16 protein-coding genes and 1 pseudogene are annotated in these 14584 nt (G+C 74.1%); 13 read left to right on the forward strand and 4 right to left on the reverse strand.

Annotation, left to right across the window (positions count from 1 at the left end):
• The first annotated feature begins 59 nt into the window (after window positions 1-59).
• Window positions 60-1274 (forward strand): acyl-CoA dehydrogenase family protein, encoded by a 1215-nt coding sequence (locus tag ABUL08_RS11535; RefSeq protein ID WP_350937298.1) that lies wholly within the window; start codon window positions 60-62, stop codon window positions 1272-1274.
• Complete coding sequence (locus ABUL08_RS11540; RefSeq protein ID WP_350937301.1) at window positions 1271-1894, forward strand: TetR/AcrR family transcriptional regulator; 624 nt, start codon at window positions 1271-1273, stop codon at window positions 1892-1894. Before ABUL08_RS11535 ends, ABUL08_RS11540 begins: the two co-directional genes overlap by 4 nt.
• A gap of 6 nt (window positions 1895-1900) precedes the next feature.
• On the opposite strand, the gene ABUL08_RS11545 is transcribed toward ABUL08_RS11540, so the two are convergent.
• Window positions 1901-3133, reverse strand: a complete 1233-nt coding sequence (locus ABUL08_RS11545) for an RNA polymerase sigma factor (protein ID WP_350937303.1) — start codon at window positions 3131-3133, stop codon at window positions 1901-1903.
• Between the two features lie 4 nt (window positions 3134-3137).
• Entirely contained in the window at window positions 3138-3488 is a 351-nt protein-coding gene (locus tag ABUL08_RS11550) for a YciI family protein (protein ID WP_350937305.1), read from the reverse strand.
• 217 nt (window positions 3489-3705) lie between these two features.
• Here ABUL08_RS11550 and ABUL08_RS11555 point away from each other — a divergent pair, with 217 nt between their 5' ends.
• The 4 genes from ABUL08_RS11555 (at window position 3706) to ABUL08_RS11570 (ending at window position 6437) form a co-directional block, all read left to right on the forward strand.
• Window positions 3706-4452, forward strand: coding sequence for a lysozyme (locus ABUL08_RS11555; protein WP_350937308.1), 747 nt, complete (start codon window positions 3706-3708; stop codon window positions 4450-4452).
• A gap of 59 nt (window positions 4453-4511) precedes the next feature.
• Window positions 4512-5183 carry a peptidoglycan recognition protein family protein gene (locus ABUL08_RS11560; protein WP_350937310.1) on the forward strand — a complete coding sequence of 224 codons (672 nt, stop codon included), beginning with the start codon at window positions 4512-4514 and terminating at the stop codon, window positions 5181-5183.
• Window positions 5184-5433: 250 nt separating this feature from the next.
• Entirely contained in the window at window positions 5434-5799 is a 366-nt protein-coding gene (locus ABUL08_RS11565) for an ArsR/SmtB family transcription factor (protein ID WP_350937311.1), read from the forward strand.
• Window positions 5796-6437: an SRPBCC family protein gene (locus ABUL08_RS11570; protein WP_350937313.1), complete on the forward strand. Its 642-nt coding sequence runs from the start codon at window positions 5796-5798 to the stop codon at window positions 6435-6437. Before ABUL08_RS11565 ends, ABUL08_RS11570 begins: the two co-directional genes overlap by 4 nt.
• 102 nt (window positions 6438-6539) lie before the next feature.
• On the opposite strand, the gene ABUL08_RS11575 is transcribed toward ABUL08_RS11570, so the two are convergent.
• Window positions 6540-7427 (reverse strand): acetyltransferase, encoded by an 888-nt coding sequence (locus tag ABUL08_RS11575; RefSeq protein WP_350937315.1) that lies wholly within the window; start codon window positions 7425-7427, stop codon window positions 6540-6542.
• Between the two features lie 200 nt (window positions 7428-7627).
• Here ABUL08_RS11575 and ABUL08_RS11580 point away from each other — a divergent pair, with 200 nt between their 5' ends.
• Window positions 7628-7957 (forward strand): NUDIX hydrolase, encoded by a 330-nt coding sequence (locus ABUL08_RS11580; RefSeq protein ID WP_350937317.1) that lies wholly within the window; start codon window positions 7628-7630, stop codon window positions 7955-7957.
• Between the two features lie 6 nt (window positions 7958-7963).
• On the opposite strand, the pseudogene ABUL08_RS11585 reads toward ABUL08_RS11580, so the two are convergent.
• Window positions 7964-8359: pseudogene (locus tag ABUL08_RS11585) on the reverse strand (LLM class flavin-dependent oxidoreductase); the annotation flags it as partial.
• Between the two features lie 274 nt (window positions 8360-8633).
• On the opposite strand from ABUL08_RS11585, the gene ABUL08_RS11590 reads away from it, so the two are divergent.
• The 6 genes from ABUL08_RS11590 (at window position 8634) to ABUL08_RS11615 (ending at window position 14578) form a co-directional block, all read left to right on the forward strand.
• On the forward strand, window positions 8634-9617 hold the full coding sequence (locus tag ABUL08_RS11590; protein WP_350937319.1) for an aliphatic sulfonate ABC transporter substrate-binding protein: 984 nt from the start codon (window positions 8634-8636) through the stop codon (window positions 9615-9617).
• Window positions 9614-10447: an ABC transporter permease gene (locus tag ABUL08_RS11595; protein ID WP_350937321.1), complete on the forward strand. Its 834-nt coding sequence runs from the start codon at window positions 9614-9616 to the stop codon at window positions 10445-10447. Before ABUL08_RS11590 ends, ABUL08_RS11595 begins: the two co-directional genes overlap by 4 nt.
• Window positions 10420-11142, forward strand: a complete 723-nt coding sequence (locus ABUL08_RS11600) for an ABC transporter ATP-binding protein (RefSeq protein WP_350937322.1) — start codon at window positions 10420-10422, stop codon at window positions 11140-11142. Before ABUL08_RS11595 ends, ABUL08_RS11600 begins: the two co-directional genes overlap by 28 nt.
• A gap of 15 nt (window positions 11143-11157) precedes the next feature.
• Window positions 11158-12564: a selenium-binding family protein gene (locus tag ABUL08_RS11605; protein WP_350937325.1), complete on the forward strand. Its 1407-nt coding sequence runs from the start codon at window positions 11158-11160 to the stop codon at window positions 12562-12564.
• A complete protein-coding gene (locus tag ABUL08_RS11610; RefSeq protein ID WP_350937327.1) occupies window positions 12561-13199 on the forward strand; it encodes a hypothetical protein in 639 nt (212 codons plus the stop codon). The genes ABUL08_RS11605 and ABUL08_RS11610 overlap by 4 nt, the downstream gene beginning before the upstream one ends.
• Window positions 13200-13267: 68 nt before the next feature.
• A complete protein-coding gene (locus ABUL08_RS11615; protein ID WP_350937329.1) occupies window positions 13268-14578 on the forward strand; it encodes a molybdopterin-dependent oxidoreductase in 1311 nt (436 codons plus the stop codon).
• Window positions 14579-14584: the final 6 nt, after the last annotated feature.

Below are 14584 nucleotides of genomic sequence, written 5' to 3' on the forward strand. Positions count from 1 at the left end.
ATGTTCGGCGTCCGGCGACGGTAGCGAGCCGCCGACTTGCCCGTCAATGGGAGGCAGCCATGGACTTCGAACCGACCGCCCGGGCCGCGGAGCACCTGAAGCGACTCCAGGAGTTCATGGACGAGCACGTCTACCCGGCCGAGCCGGTCTACGCCGCCCAGCGCGCCGAACTCGCGGCGGCCGGCACGCCGCACCACCTCCCCGCCGTGGTCGAGGACCTCAAGGCCGAGGCCCGCCGCCGGGGGCTGTGGAACCTCTTCCTGCCCGACGTCTCCGGCCTCACCAACGTCGAGTACGCCCCGCTCGCCGAGCTGACCGGCCGCTCCATCGAACTGGCCCCGGAGGCGATCAACTGCGCGGCGCCGGACACCGGCAACATGGAGATCCTGCACATGTTCGGCACCGCCGAGCAGAAGGAGCGCTGGCTGCGGCCGCTGCTCGACGGCGAGATCCGCTCGGCGTTCGCGATGACCGAGCCGGACGTGGCCTCCAGCGACGCCACCAACATCTCCACCCGGATCGAGCGCGACGGCGACTCGTACGTCATCAACGGCCGCAAGTGGTGGACCACCGGCATCGCCGACCCGCGCTGCCGGATCATGATCCTGATGGGCAAGACCGACCCGTCGGCCGACACCCACCGGCAGCAGTCGATGATCCTCGTGCCGGTGGACACCCCCGGCGTCGAGGTGGTCCGCTCGCTGCCCGTCTTCGGCTACCACGACCAGCACGGCCACGGCGAGGTCGTCTTCACCGACGTCCGGGTGCCGGTGGGCAACCTGCTCGGCGAGGCCGGCGGCGGCTTCGCCCTCGCCCAGGCCCGCCTCGGCCCCGGTCGCATCCACCACTGCATGCGCGCCATCGGCCTGGCCGAGCGGGCGCTGAGCCTGATGGTGCGGCGGGCCGCCAGCCGGGTCGCCTTCGGCCGGACCCTCGCCGAACAGGGTGTGGTGCAGCAGCAGATCGCCGAGTCCCGGATGGCGATCGAGCAGGCCCGACTGCTCACCCTCAAGGCGGCCTGGATGATCGACCGGTACGGCGCGAAGGCGGCCCGTACCGAGATCGCCGCCATCAAGGTGGTGGCGCCCCGGGTCGCCCTCGACGTGCTCGACCGGGCGATCCAGGTGCACGGCGGCGCCGGGGTCTCCGACGACCTCCCGCTCGCCTCGATGTACGCCGGCGCCCGTACCCTGCGCATCGCCGACGGCCCCGACGAGGTGCACGTCCGCGACGTGGCCCGGCGGGAGATCCGGCGGCAGCTGGAGTCGCGGTGACCGTGGCGGCGACCGAACCGCGGGTCGTGGCCGCCCGGCGGCGGGTCCCCCGCGGTTCGGCCCGGCGCCACATCATCGCCGCCGCCACCGAACTGTTCGCCCGGCGCGGCTACGAGGCCACCAGCGTCCAGGAGATCGTGGCGGCGGCGGAGGTCACCAAGGGCGCCCTGTACCACTGGTTCGGGTCGAAGTCCGAGCTGCTCACCAGCATCTACCGGGAGCTGCTCGCCGAGCAGACCGCCCGGCTGCGGGACATCGCCGAGGGCCCCGGGCCGGTGCAGGAGCGGCTGCGCGCCGCCGCGCTCGACGTGGTCGCGCACACCGCCGACCACGTCGACGAGCTGACCGTCTGGGCCCGGTCGGCGCACCTGCTCGACGACGAGCAGGCCGAGGCCACCCGCCGGGAGCGGCGCGCCTATCACGACCTGTTCCGGGACCTGGTCCGCGAGGGTCAGGACGCCGGGGTGGTCCGCACCGACGTCTCCGCCACGGTGATCACGCACATGTTCCTCAGCGCGTTGGGCAACACGCACACCTGGTTCCGGCCGGACGGCCCGCTGACCTTCGCGGAGGTCGGCGAGCAGCTCGTCGCGCTCTTCGTCGGCGGCCTGCGCCCCTGACGCCGGTCAGTCCCGGCCACCGCCGGTCCGGCACCCGTCCCGGGCGCGGCGCAGGAAGTCCCGTTCGGCGGCGTTCGCGGTGCGGGCGATCGCCGCGTCGTACGCCCCAACGGCCTCGGCGTGCCGGCCGAGCCGTCGCAGCAGGTCGGCCCGGACCACGTGGAACACGTGATAGCCGGCCAGGTCGAGGTCGTCGACGAGGGCGAGCGCGGCGGCCGGGCCGGTCACCTCGGCCACCGCGACCGCCCGGTTGAGGGCCACCACCGGGCTCGGGGCGTACGCCATGAGCTGGTCGTACAGGGCGAGGATCTGGGCCCAGTCGGTGTCGGCGGCGGTCCGCGCGTCGGCGTGCACGGCGTTGATCGCCGCCTGGATCTGGTACGGGCCGGGCCGGTCCCGCCGCAGGCAGCGCCGGACCAGCGCCTGCCCCTCAGCGACCAGCTCACGGTCCCAACGGTCCCGGTCCTGCTCGCCCAGCGGGACCAGCCCCCCGTCCGGGCCGGTACGCGCCGGTCGACGCGCCTCGGTGAGCAGCATCAGCGCGAGCAGCCCGAGCGCCTCCGGCTCGTCCGGCATCAGCTCGACGAGCAGCCGGCCGAGCCGGATCGCCTCGGCGCACAGCTCGGTGCGGACCAGCCGCTCCCCCGCGCTGGCGGTGTGCCCCTCGGTGAAGATCAGATAGAGCACCGCCAGCACCGCGCGGAGCCGGTCGGGCAGGTCCGCGTCACGGGGCACCCGGTACGGGATCCCGGCGTCCCGGATCTTCGCCTTGGCCCGGACCAGCCGCTGGGCCATCGTCGACTCCGGCACCAGGAAGGCGCGGGCGATCTCGGTGGTGCTCAGCCCGCCGAGCAGGCGCAGGGTCAGCGCGACCCGGGCGCCGGTGCCGAGTGCCGGATGACAGCAGGTGAAGATCAGGCGGAGCCGGTCGTCGCGCACGGGTCCCTCCTCGGCCGGTACGTCGGGGGCGTGCAGCAGGGCGGCCTGGGCGTGCCGGTCGGCGCGGGTGGCCTCGCGGCGCAGCCGGTCGACGGCCCGGTTGCGGGCGGTGGTGATGATCCAGCCGGCCGGGCTCGGCGGCAGGCCCCGGGTGGGCCAGTGGTCCACGGCGGTGGTGAAGGCGTCCTGGACCGCCTCCTCGGCGAGGTCGATGTCGCCGAGGAGGCGGACCAGGACGGCGACCGCGCGGCCGTACTCCGCGCGGAACACCCGTTCGACGTCGGTGGGTTCGGGTGGCACGGGTTCAGGCGTCGCCGCGGAACGGGCGGACCTCGATCGGCAGGGTGGTGGCGAGGGCGTAGCGGCGGCCCCACTCCAGGGCGGCGTCGAGGTCGGGGGCGGTGATGACGGTGACGCCGCCGAGATACTCCTTGCCCTCGGCGAAGGGCCCGTCGGTGACCAGCACCTCGTCGCCCTGCGGTCGCAGCACGGTCGCCGTCTCGGGGGCGTGCAGGCCGTTGCCGAAGACCCACGAGCCGGCCGCCACCAGGTCGTCGTGGATGACGCCGACCTTGCGCATCACCTCGGCCAGGAAGTCCGGGTCGGGCCGGTCCCGCCCGGCGGGCTGGTACATGCTGATCAGGTACTGCTTCATGCGGTCCTCCTCGAAGCCGGCGGGCTGCCGACCTTCCACCCTCCACACGAACGGGCCGGGCCCGGATCGACACGCCGCACGAGATCGGGTCGGCACGGACCGGAGGGCAAAGAAAATCTTCGATACATCTATTGAAGTTTATCTTCACCTTGTGACCTAATGTTGACAGTTCCTTTCGCCACTCCCGCCGCCCAGCGGCACCCCCCAGGGAGGAAAGATGCACCGTCCCCTGCGTCAGGCGTTGCGCACCGCCGCCGCCGCGCTCGTCGCCACGGTCACCGTGGCCGCCTCGGCCACCCTCGGCGCGACTCCCGCCAGCGCCGCGCCGGCCGGCCTGCCCGGCATGGACGTCTCCGGCTACCAGGGCAACGTCAACTGGTCCGCCGCGTGGAGCAACGGCGCCCGCTTCGCGTACGTCAAGGCCACCGAGGGCACCGGCTACACCAACCCGTACTTCGCCCAGCAGTACAACGGCTCCTACAACGTCGGCATGATCCGGGGCTCCTACCACTTCGCCCTGCCCGACCGCTCCAGCGGTGCCACCCAGGCGAACTACTTCGTCGACCACGGCGGCGGCTGGTCCCGGGACGGCAAGACGCTGCCCGGCGCGCTCGACATCGAGTACAACCCGTACGGCTCGACCTGCTACGGACTGAGCCAGTCCTCGATGCGCAGCTGGATCGCCTCGTTCGTCAACCAGTACTACTCGCGTACCGGGCGGTGGGCCACCATCTACACCACCACCGACTGGTGGAGCACCTGCACCGGCAACACCTCGCAGTTCTCCGCCAACAACCCGCTCTGGATCGCCCGGTACTCCAGCAGCGTGGGCACCCTGCCGGCCGGCTGGGGCACGTACTCCTTCTGGCAGTGGTCCTCCTCCGGTGTCTTCCCCGGCGACCAGAACGTCTGGAACGGCACCCTGGACCGGCTCCGGGTGCTGGCCTGCAACGGCACCTGCTGACCCGCGCCGGTGGCGGGCCGCCCGGCCCGCCACCGGCACCATCCCGTGAGGAGGTACCGATGTCCGCTCCCCTGCCCCGGCGGGCCGTGCTGCGCGGCGCCGTCCTGCTCGGCGCCGCCGCCGGCGTCACCGCCCTCGGTCAGCTCACCGGCGACCGGAGCGCGCGGGCCGTCACCACGCGGGTCGACCAGCCGACGATCGCCAACTGCGCCACCTGGGGCGCCCGGCCGCCGTCGTCGGCGGTGACCGTGCTGCAGAACCGCCCCAACAAGATCATCATCCACCACACCGCGTTCCCGAACTCGACCGACTACAGCCTGGCCCACGCCTACCAGAACTCCCGGGACATCCAGGACCTGCACATGGACACCAACGGCTGGCTCGACTCGGGGCAGCACTTCACCAACAGCCGTGGCGGCTTCCTCACCGAGGGGCGGCACGGCAGCCTCTACGGGCTGCTGCACGGGCAGACCATGGTGCAGGGCGCGCACTGCGTCGGGCAGAACAGCCAGGCCATCGGCATCGAGAACGAGGGCACCTATCTCGACGTGCAGCCCCCGCAGGCGCTCTGGGACAGCCTCGTGCTCTTCTGCGCGTTCACCTGCCAGCAGTACGCGATCCCGGCCACCGAGATCTACGGGCACAAGGACTTCAACTCCACGCAGTGCCCGGGCCTGCTGCACGACCGGCTGCCCGAACTGCGCAGCGCGGTGGCCGCCCGGATCGGCTGACCCGGCACCCACCCGCCCGCGATCGTGCCGACGGCCGCAGGTGCTCCTCAGGACGCCACGAACGTGATGGCAAGGATGAATCAGGCCACGACCGCGATTCATCGTTGCCGTCACGTTCGTGGCGCGTCCGGACCCCATCCGCTCCCGCCGGGCTCCACGGCGGCGAGACCGTCGCGGACGACCCGGACTCGGACGCGCCGGCCCGGCGTCGATGCTGCTTATATAAGCGCGGTCTGATATAAAAGGTCTCGTGCACGCCTTCGACGTCCTCGGGGATCCGGTCCGCCGCCGGATCCTCGAACTGCTGGCCGAAGGTGAGCAGACCGCCGGCGCCATCGGCGCGACGGTCCAGCAGGAGTTCGGCATCTCCCAGCCCGCCGTGTCGCAGCACCTCAAGGTGCTGCGGGACAACGGCTTCGCGACCGTACGCCCCGAGGGCACCCGCCGCCTCTACGCGGTGGACCCGGGGCCGCTGCACCAGATCGACGCCTGGCTGGAGCACTTCCGCCGGTTCTGGACGCCACCGTTGGAGGCGCTCGCCACCGAGCTGGCCCGGGGGCGACGGGAGCGACGGCTGCGGGGCGAGGGCACCGACGACACGAGGAGCAACCCATGATCAACGTGATCGGGCAGATCAGCGACGTGGACCGCACCGTCGGCAGCCGTACGCTGCCCGCCGGGCAGGCCCGGGTCAGCACCGTCAGCCAGACGTACGACACGTCCCTGGACGATCTCTGGGACGCCTGCACGAGCGCCGAGCGGATCCCGCGCTGGTTCCTGCCGATCTCCGGCGACCTGACGCTGCACGGCCGCTACCAGCTCGAAGGGAACGCGGGCGGCACGGTGGAACGCTGCGACCCGCCGCACAGCTTCACCGCCACCTGGGAGTACGGCGACGAGGTGAGCTGGATCGAGGTCCGGCTCACCCCGGCCGGCGACGGGCGCAGCCGGTTCACCCTGGACCACGTCGCGCACGTCGACGACCAGCGCTGGCTCGAGTTCGGGCCGGGCGCGGTCGGCGTCGGCTGGGACATGGGCCTGCTCGGCCTGGCCTCCCACCTGGCGGCGGACGGCAGCGGGGTCCTGCCGTCGCAGGCCGCGGCGTGGCTGGGCACCGACGAGGCCCGCCGGTTCATCACCCTCAGCAGCGAGCGGTGGGCCGAGGCGAGCATCGCGGCCGGCACGCCGGTCGACGAGGCGCGCGCGGCGCAGGCCCGCACCACCGCCGCGTACACCGGGGTGCCGGCCTCCTGACCACGGCCCGGGCGGCCGCTGCCCGATGGCCCGGGGGCACGGGGGCCCGGGGCATCGGGCGGCGGGGTCGCGCCCCGGGTGACCGGGGCGCGACCCGCCGTCTCAGCCGGCGGGCTCGAAGATCACCCGGGCCCGCACCTGCCGGAAGCCGGTCCGTTCCAGGTCCGCCAGCACCGCCACCCGGTGGCCGTCCACGTCGGCCACCACCTCCCGGGCACCGCCCTCGGCGAGCACCCGGACCGCCGCCACCAGCAGCTCGTCCCGGGCGTCCCCGTCGAGCAGCCCGAGGTAGGCCAGCAGCGGATAGCACGCGTCCCCGGCCGTGCCGGCCAGGCCGACCGGCCGCCCCGCGTCCAAGGCGATCCGCCAGTCCGTCGGCGGGCCGGTCAGCCAGGCCAGCGGATCCGTGGCGAGGTCCACCCCGGCCACCGCCCGCGCCGTCTCCCGGCCGGTCAGCACGTCCGGCTCGGCGATCCGGGCGACCAGGGCGTCGATCTCCTCCCGGTCGGCGGCCGGGCGGACGGCGTACCGACCGGAGGTCGCCGGCAGGGGCGCGCCGGCCCAGGTGCAGCGCAGTCGCTCGCCCCGCTCGACCAGCCCGGCCAGCCGCGCCGCGGCCATCGGCGCCTCGACCACGGCCAGCACCTCCGGCCGGCGACGCCAGTACGCGGGCAGTGCGGCGTAGTAGGCGCGGGGACCGCCGAACGCCTCGTGGGCGGCCCGCAGCAGCGCGGCGCCCACCGCCGGCTCGGCGGCCAGGTCGAACCGTTCCAGCCAGGGGTCACCGACGGCGCCCGGCAGGTGGAGCCAGGCGGCCCGGCCGACCACCCGACCGGCGCGCAGGGCGACCCAGGTGTTCTCGGGGCGGTAGCCGCGCCCGGCGACGCCGTCGGCATAGGCGACCTGGCGGAGCTGGGGCAGCGGATCGGGCATGGAGTCGAAGAGCGCTTCCTCGCCCGCGACGAGCGGGCGGATGACCACGTCGGTCACAGATTGATCCTCCGGAGAGCGGACGCCCCGGCTCAGACCCGCGTGGACGCCGGAACGCGGAGGGGGCGCAGAACATCGGACATCGTTCTGACCTCCTTCCGGCTCGACGGCGTCCCTCGAACCTAGTCGACGCACCCGCGGGCCGCAACGACGTGCCGGGCCGGTGGCGGCCGGTGGCCGGGCGGGTAACGTGCTTCGGCGTGACCGGCGCACCGTACTCGCACTGCTCGTACTGCGGCGCGGCCTATCCGGCGGAGGCCGGCTGGCCGCGGGTCTGCGCCGCCTGCGAGGAGACCGGCCTGCTGGCCGAGGCCGGGCAGGCGCGGCTCTTCGCGGTGCACGGCGCGCCGGCCGGCGGCACCATGATGGTCTTCGGGGTGCTGCCGGAACGGGCGGCCGAGGACCTGCCGCCCTCCGCGCCGACCGAGGAGGCGACCGAGTGGCTGGTCGTCACCGAGCCGGTCGAGCTGGCCTTCTCCACCCACACCCGGGTGCTGGCCGACTTCCTCGCCGGCCGGCCCCCGGTCTGATCCCGCTCACCCCCGTGCCGGGGCCGGCACCGCTGCCGGCTGCGGGGTGAACGGAATGCCGGTGGGCTCGTCCTGCGCCGGCTCGCCGGCCGGGTGCCGCCACCGGCCGCGGCGGCGCAGGATCGGCAGCACCTCCTCACCGAACCAGTACGCCTCCTCCCGGTGCGGATGCCCGGAGAGGATGAACTCGTCGATACCGAGCGCGTGGTGTTCCGCGATCCGGTCGGCGACCTCGGTGTGGCTGCCGACCAGTGCGGTGCCGGCGCCACCCCGGACCGGACCGACCCCGGCCCACAGGTTCGGCGACACCTCCAGCCCGTCGCGGGAGCCGCCGTGCAGCTCCCGCATCCGGCGCTGCCCCTCGGACTCGCTGCGCCGCAACCCCTCCTGCACCGCCTCGACGACGGTGGCCGGCGGGCGCCACCGGCGGCGCCGACCGGGACGCCGTGTCCGCCGCCGACGATGTCCCGACTGTCGCCGTAGGTGGGCAGGAACCAGTGGAAGGTGAGCGACATCGGGGGCGCCCGCCGGACGACGAGGGGTGGGACGCGCCTCCTGCTGGATGGGAAACGTCGACCCGGACCCTACCCATAAATCCTATCGGGTTGGTAGGTTGCTGTCGCTCGCCGATCCCCGCCGACGCCGTCGGGTCCCCCCTCCCTCCCGAGGAGCTGACATGCGTACCCCTCGATCGAGTGCACCCGCTCGCCCACGCCGGCTGCTGACCGCGTTGCTGACCGCCGTGGCGCTGTTGGCCACCGGCACCGTCGCGGCCTGCGCCGACGACCCGGCCGACGCCACCGGCCACGCCGGCCCGCTGCGCATCGGCTACCAGCGCTTCGGCGGCCTCAGCCTGGTCAAGGCGCGCGGCGCGGCCCCCGACGCCCAGTGGTCGCTCTTCGACAGCGGACCCGCGCTCACCGAGGCGCTCAAGGCCGGCTCCATCGACATCGGCCAGGTCGGCGAGGCCCCGCCGGTCTTCGCCGCCGCCGGGAAGATCCCGTTCTCGGTGATCGGCACCTCGCAGCCCATCCCGCAGGGCGAGGCGGTGCTGGTCAAGGCGGGCAGCCCCTACCGCACCTTCGCCGACCTCAAGGGACGCACCGTCGCGCTGAACAAGGGCTCCAACGTGCACTGGCTGCTGGTGAAGCTGCTGGAGGCCAACCGGATGACCCTCAAGGACCTGAACGTCAAGTACCTCAAACCCGCCGAGGGACGGCCCGCCTTCGACAACGGCCAGGTCGACGCCTGGATCATCTGGGACCCCTACTTCGCCCTCGCCGAGCGGCCCGACGTGCGCGTCCTCGCCGACGCCACCGGCCTGGCGAGCAACCGGGAGTACGTGCTCGCCTCGCCCGAGGTGGTGAAGAACCGGCCGGACGACGTCCGGGCGTTCCTGACGGCGTACCGGACCACCACCGACTGGGGCATCGCCCACCCGCAGGAACGGGCCGCCGTGCTGGCCCCGGAGCTGAAGATCCCGCTCGACGTCACCACCCGGGCGCTGGACCGCAGCGCCAAACCGCTCGCCCCGGTCACCCCGGCCATCGGCGCGGAACTCCAGGCCATCGCCGACAGCTTCACCAAGCTGGAGCTGGTGCCCGGGCCGGTGGACATCGCCTCCCGGGTGGACGGACGGTTCAGCGAGGTGTTCCAGTGAGCAGCTCCACGCTGGCCGAGGCGGCGGTGGCACCACCCCCGACCGCCGTCGCGCGCCCTCGGCGTACCCCCGGCGGCCGGCGCTGGCGGCGGGCGCTGAGCCCGCTCGTGCTCGTGCTCGGGTGGGAGGCCGCCGCCCGCGCCGGCCTGCTCTCCGCCGAGAAGCTGCCCGCGCCCAGCGCCGTGCTCGCCACCGGCGCCCGCCTGGCCCGCGACGGCACGCTCACCGCGCACCTGGTCGACTCGCTCACCCGGGCCGGCCTCGGGCTGCTGATCGGCGGGGCGCTCGCCCTGGTCCTCGGCGCCGCCGCCGGCCTGCTCCGGCTCGGCGACGACCTGGTCGACCCGCCGGTGCAAATGGCCCGGATGCTGCCCCACCTCGGGCTGGTGCCGCTGCTGATCATCTGGGTCGGCATCGGCGAGTCGCTGAAGGTGACCCTGGTCGCGCTCGGCGCCTTCTTCCCGATCTACTTCAACACCTACGCCGGCATCCGCGACATCGACGAACGCCTCGTCGAGGCGGCCCGCACCTGCGGGCTCGGCCCGGCCGCCCGGCTGTGGCACGTGGTGCTGCCCGGCGCGCTGCCCGCGCTCTTCCTCGGGCTGCGACTGGCCATCGGCGCGGCCTGGCTGAGCCTCGTCGTCGGCGAACAGGTCAACGCCCAGAGCGGCGTCGGCTTCCTGATGATGGAGGCCCGCGAGTTCAGCCAGACCGACGTGGTGCTGCTCGGCCTGCTGATCTACGCCCTGCTCGGTCTGGTTTCCGACCTCGCCCTGCGCATCGCGGAGAGGAGAATGCTGACATGGCGGCGCGGACTGCGAGCGACCTGAACCCGGTGCTCACCGCGCTGGGGATCCGCCGGTCCTTCGGGGACACCACCGTCCTGGCCGGCGTCACACTCACCGTCGCCGCCGGGGAGACCGTCGCGCTGCTCGGCGGCAGCGGCTCGGGCAAGAGCACCCTGCTGCGGATCCTCGCCGGACTCGACGACGAGGCCACCGGCGGCACCACCCTGCGCGGCACCGCAGCCGTCGTCTTCCAGGAACACCGGCTGCTGCCCTGGAAGCGGGTCGCCGCGAACGTCGGCCTCGGCCTCACCGGTCCGGACGTCGCCGGGCGCGTCGACCGGGCCCTGGCCGAGGTGGGGCTCGCCGACCGGGCAGCCGCCTGGCCCACCGAACTCTCCGGCGGGCAGGCGCAACGGGTCGCGGTGGCCCGGGCCCTGGTCCGCGAGCCCGACCTGCTGCTGCTCGACGAGCCGTTCGGCGCGCTGGACGCGCTGACCCGACTACGGATGCAGGGCCTGCTGCGCCGGCTACGCGCCGAGCACGGCTTCGCCGCCCTGCTGGTCACCCACGACGTGGAGGAGGCGCTGCTGCTGGCCGACCGCGTCCTGCTCCTCGACGGCGGGGTCATCGCCGAGGAGATCCCGGTCCACCTCGGACCCGCTCCCGCCGTCGACGACCCCGCGTTCGGTGCGCTGCGCCGACATCTGCTCGACCGCCTCGGCGTACCCGCGCCCTGACCCCCCGGAGACCCGATGAGCCGCTGGACCCCCGACCCGAGCTTTTATCCGTCGCCCCGCGAGGCGGCCACCGCGCCGGCCGAGAAGCTGGCGTACGTCGCCGCCTTCGACCGCACCGCGCAGCGCCCCGACGCCATCGCGGTGCTCGACACCGACCCCGACTCCGGCTCGTACGGGCAGGTGGTGGGCTGGACCGAGCTGCCCCACACCGGGGACGAGCTGCACCACTTCGGCTGGAACGCGTGCAGCAGCGCGCTCTGCCCGACCGCACCGCACCCGCACGTGGAGCGCCGCTACCTGATCGTCCCCGGGCTGCGCTCGTCCCGCGTCCACGTCATCGACACCCAGCCGGACCCGCGGCAGCCGCGGGTGGTCAAGGTCATCGCACCGGAGGAGCTGGCGAAGCGGGCCGGCTACTCCCGACCGCACACCGTCCACTGCGGGCCGGACGGGATCTATCTCTCGGCGCTGGGCGGCGTCGACGGCGAGGAGGGGCCGGGCGGCATCGCCGTGCTGGACCACGCCACCTTCGAGGTGCGCGGCGCGTGGGAGGCCGACCGGGGGCCGCAGTTCCTCGCGTACGACTTCTGGTGGCACTACAACCACGACGTGCTGGTCACCAGCGAGTGGGGCACCCCGTCGATGATCGAGGACGGCATCGTCGGCGAGCTGCTGCTCGGCCGTCGCTACGGTCACGCGATCCACTTCTGGGACCTGGCGAAGCGCCGGCACGTGCAGCGGGTCGACCTGGGCGACCAGTACCAGATGCCGCTGGAGCTGCGTCCCGCGCACGACCCGACGAAGACGTACGGCTTCGTCGGGGTGGTGATCAGCGTCGAGGACCTGTCGGCCTCGATCTGGCTCTGGCACCGCGACGGCGACGCCTGGGCGGTGACCAAGGTGATCGACATCCCCGCCGAGCCGGCCGACCCGGCCGACCTGCCCGACCTGCTCAAGCCGTTCGGCGCGGTGCCGCCGCTGGTCACCGACATCGACCTGTCGGTGGACGACCGCTTCCTCCACGTCTCCTGCTGGGGCACCGGCGAGCTGCTCCGGTACGACGTCACCGACCCGTTCCACCCGGTCAGGGTCGGCTCGGTGCGGCTCGGCGGCATCGTGGCGCGGACCCCCCACCCCGGGTTCCCCGACGAGCCGCTCTCCGGCGGCCCGCAGATGGTCGAGGTCAGCCGGGACGGCCGCCGGGTCTACGTCAGCAACTCGCTCTACGGCTCCTGGGACGACCAGTTCTATCCCGACGGGGTCGGCGCGTGGCTGGCCAAGCTGGACGTGGACCCGGAGACCGGCGGTCTCACCCCCGATCCGCGGTTCTTCCCGCGCGGGGAGGACTTCCGGGGGCTGCGGGTGCACCAGACCCGGTTGCAGGGCGGCGACGCCTCCTCCGACTCGTACTGCTTCCCGTGACCGGTGCGACCTGGGCGACGCTGGTCGCCCTCGGCGCGTTCCACGGCCTGAACCCGGCGATGGGCTGGCTCTTCGCGGTGGCCCGGGGGTTGCAGGAACGCGACCGGTGGGCGCTGCTGCGGGCGCTCCCACCGATCGCCGCCGGCCACCTCGCCTCGGTGGCGGTGGTCGCCGCACTGGTCAGCGCCACCCGGTCGGTGGCGACCGGCACCGCCGTCGCGGTCGGCGGCGGCGTGCTGCTGGTCGGTTTCGGGCTGTGGCGGCTGCTCTCCGAGCGGCACTTCCGCTGGGCCGGGATGCGACTGTCGGCGGCGCAGCTCACCGGCTGGTCGTTCCTGATGTCCTCGGCGCACGGCGCGGGACTGATGCTGCTGCCGGTGCTGCTGGCCGAGCCGGCGGTGACCGCCGGCCCGCACGCCGGGCACCTGGCCGCCGCGCCGGCCGGCGCGCTGACCGGCCTGGCCGCCGCCGGGGTGCACACGGTGGCCATGCTGGGCGTCGCGCTGGCCGTCGCGCTGGTGGTCTACGAGGTGCTCGGGGTGGGCGTGCTGCGCCGGGCCTGGTTCAACGTGGACCGGCTCTGGGCAGGGGTACTGGTGGCGGCGGGGCTGGTGACGCTGATCGGCGCGACCTGACCGGACTCCCCGGCCGCAAGTCCTACTGATTCAATAGGAAAGCAGCGTCGCCGAGCCGGAGGTCCGCCATGTCCCGTTCCCCGTCCCCCCAGGAAGCCGGGCACGACGACCGGCGGGCCCGGCAGTGGCTGGCCGGCCAGGCCCGCTGCACCGGCACCGACCGGGAGGAGCTGCTGCACCTCGGCGCGGCCATGGCGGCGCTGACCGCCGCGGCGCAGGAGCGCGAACCGGTCGCGGTGACCACCGCCCCGGTCGGCGTCGACCCCGGCCCGGCCGGGCCGGACGCCGACGCCCGGCCGATCGCGAAGCCGCTGCCCGCGGCGCTGTTCCGCCCGCTCGACAGCAACGCCGAGATGCGCTGGGAGGCGATGGCCGGTCAGGGGTACGTGGTCCCCACCGACCGCTTCTTCGTCCGCAACCACACCGTCACCCCGCACCTGGACGCCGAGACCTGGCGGCTGCGCCTCTTCGGCACCGGCCTGCGGGGCGCGCCGACCCGCGACGCCCCGGTCGAGTTCGGCTACCACGACCTGCGACGCCTGCCGGCCGAGGAGACCACCGCGCTGGTCGAGTGCGCCGGCAACGGCCGCCGGTTCTTCGCCGAACAGCAGGACGACCCGGCGCCCGGCGTCGCCTGGGGGCTCGGCGGGGTGGGCGTGGCGCGCTGGCGGGGCGTCCGCCTGGCGACCGTGCTCCGCCTCGCCGGCCTCACCGACGCCGCGGTCGACGTGCAGCCCGAGGGCCTCGACCCGGAGTACGTGACCGGGGGCGTGAACCTCGGCCGGGTACGCCGACCGCTGCCGGTCGCCAAGGCCCTCGACGACGTGCTGCTGGCGTACGAGATGAACGGCGAGCCGCTGAGCGCCGACCACGGCCACCCGGTCCGCCTGGTGGTGCCCGGCTGGATCGGCATCTCCTCGATCAAGTGGGTCGGCCCGGTCGAGGTCTCCGCCACCGCCCTGTTCTCGCCGTGGAACACCCGGTTCTACCGGCTCTTCGGCCCCGACCACCCGGCCGGCGGGGCGACGCTCGCCGCCCAGTCGGTGAAGAGCGCGTTCGAGCTGGCCTGGGACGCCCGGCTCCCGGCCGGCGGCGAGGTGCTGCTGCGCGGCCGGTCCTGGTCCGGCGCCGGGCCGATCGACCGGGTGGAGGTGAGCACCGGGGACGACGACTGGCGGCCGGCGGAGCTGGTCGCCGCCGACCGGGGCGGGCCCTGGCAGCGCTGGACGGCGCGCTGGCGACCCCCGGCGCCGGGCCGCTGGACGCTGCGCGCCCGGGCCACCGACGTCACCGGCGCCGGCCAACCCGACCGGGCCGTCCACAACGACCTCGGCTACCGCTTCGACGGCGTGGTCCGCCACCCGGTCACCGTGATCTGACGCCGG

The sequence above is a fragment of the Micromonospora sp. CCTCC AA 2012012 genome, assembly GCF_040499845.1.
GTDB classification, from domain to species: domain Bacteria; phylum Actinomycetota; class Actinomycetes; order Mycobacteriales; family Micromonosporaceae; genus Micromonospora; species Micromonospora mangrovi.